This is a genomic window from Myxococcus qinghaiensis (genome assembly GCF_024198215.1).
Classification (GTDB): domain Bacteria; phylum Myxococcota; class Myxococcia; order Myxococcales; family Myxococcaceae; genus Myxococcus; species Myxococcus qinghaiensis.
This window is the reverse complement of record NZ_JAKCFA010000072.1, coordinates 1-1,893: the sequence shown is the minus strand read 5'-3', so window position 1 is coordinate 1,893 and position 1,893 is coordinate 1. Positions and strand designations below refer to the sequence as shown.

Sequence of the window (1,893 nt, the reverse complement as noted above, 5' to 3'; positions counted from 1 at the left end):
GGGCACGCTGCTGTTCCCGACGGCGGAAGGGACGCTGCGGCCAGGCGCCTTCGCTTCGGTGGGGCTGGGGGTGGACAATGCGCGCTGAGCGGCCTTGGTGCGGCGGGCTTGGCCTGGCGCTGGTGCTAGCCGTTCTGGCCTCCGGGTGCGCCTCGTTGCCGGCGAGGCCGGGCCAGGCGGGCCGAGGGGCCACCCTTGCCTTCACTCCCTTCTCAGTGCCCACCCATGTGGCGAGGAGTGCGGCGGCAGGTGTGTATCGGGGGGAGGAGTCAGGCTCCGCGGATGGGCCGCCCGAGATAGGGCCGATGGGCCTGCGACGCGGGCTCCAGGGGGTGGTCGTCGACAGGGGCGGGGCGCGAGGCTCAGACAGGGAGGGCGGCGTCTTCGTCTGTGGCGGCAAGGCCTTGCCCTCGGGCTGGCCTCACCTGGACTCCAGCCGGGAGGTACTGGCGCCCTTCCTGGCGTGTGCCTCGCCCGCGGAGTTCGTGGCCATGCAGCGCGGGGTGGACATGGCCGCGCTGGTGGAGTCCCTCACAGCCTGGGACGCCGTCCGCCTGGGAGCCCTGGGGCCCCTGGACGCACGAGCCTCGGTCGCCCTGGGCCGTAAGCGCGCGGCCTTCATCGTCACGTCCGTGGAGAGGTACGGCGTGCCGTATTCCGAGGTGCTCGCCCTCTTCGTCCTGCACGCGGCCTTCGACGACGAGCTGCGTGAGGTGGTGCAGCGTCTGGCCCGCGACAAGCAACTGGGCGAGACGCTGGGCGCCATGCCCGTCGTCCGCGAGGAGCTGAAGCGGCGGGGCCTGGCGCTGGAGGGCTTCCCAGAGCGGGGAGAGCAGGGCCGCGACGTGCTGCGCGGGCTGGGGCGCGCGGGCCGGGACATGCTCTCCAGTAGCTTGGTGAGTGGCGAGGCTCGGTACACGGAGCTCATGGCCATGCGTGGGCAGATGCCCCCGCCCTATCAGGCTGCGCTCGACGAAGTGCAGAAGGCGTTGATGGAGAGGCACTACTCGCCGGGAAGCGTCTCGGCGGGAGCCTTCGACCACCTCACCTTCGGTGTGCCGGTGGGCTTTTACCACCTGGTGGCCGGCACAGGGCACGGGGCGTACTCGCTGGCGCAGGGCAAGTACGAGCAGGCCACGCGCGAGTTGGCGCCGGTCGCGCTGATGGTGGCGCTGTATGCCGGGGGCAAGGGCGCGCGCGCGCTGGTGGAGTCCAACGCTGGTGGGCGGGCGAGTCTGCGGCGGCTCGCGGCCTCGGAAGTCGAAGTGCTGAAGGCCGTCTTGAAGGAGCTGGAGGAGGAATTCGGCCCCGACGCCATCCGCGAGGGCTTCGCCATCCTGCGGGGCGACAGGAAGATCGCCTTCGCCGCGCTGACGGAGGGGCGGGCTGGCGTCGTCGCCATCGTTGAGGCCCGCGGAAATCCCGCGAAGGCTCAGACGCTGCTGATGGAGGTGGCCAGCCGAGAGTCCGCAAAGCCCGTGGTCACAAGGGGTTCGGCGGGGAAGCGGTCCGACAACCTGGACCTCTTCGAGCAGAACGCCGAGGTGTCCGCTGCAGAGGCGCAGGCGGCCAGTCGCGAGTCCTCCGGGGCTGCGGCGACGAGAGGCGGCGCGAGTCGCGAGTCCGCGCAGCCCGCAGCTTCACGGGGCGCAAGCGGGAATCGGTACGTCAACCTGGACCTCTTCGCGCAGGACGCCAAGGTCGGCGCAAAGGAGTCCGCGAGGGCCAAGCTGTTCCAGGCGGAGCTGGAGTCCTCGGGGCCCCGTCTGTAACCGTTCAGGGGTGGTGTTGAGGCCGTCGTCGCGGTGTGCAACCCGTGGCGGATGCAAACGAAACCCACTGCGACGCTGGAATCGAAGATTGAACGACTGGTCCACGAGCACCTGGTGGAGC

At 70.7% G+C, this 1,893-nt stretch carries 1 pseudogene; it reads left to right on the top strand.

The features are described 5' to 3' along the window. Window positions 1-77: 77 nt before the first annotated feature. Window positions 78-1,769 (top strand): annotated as a pseudogene (locus LZ199_RS45865) (hypothetical protein); the annotation flags it as partial. Window positions 1,770-1,893 lie beyond the last annotated feature (124 nt).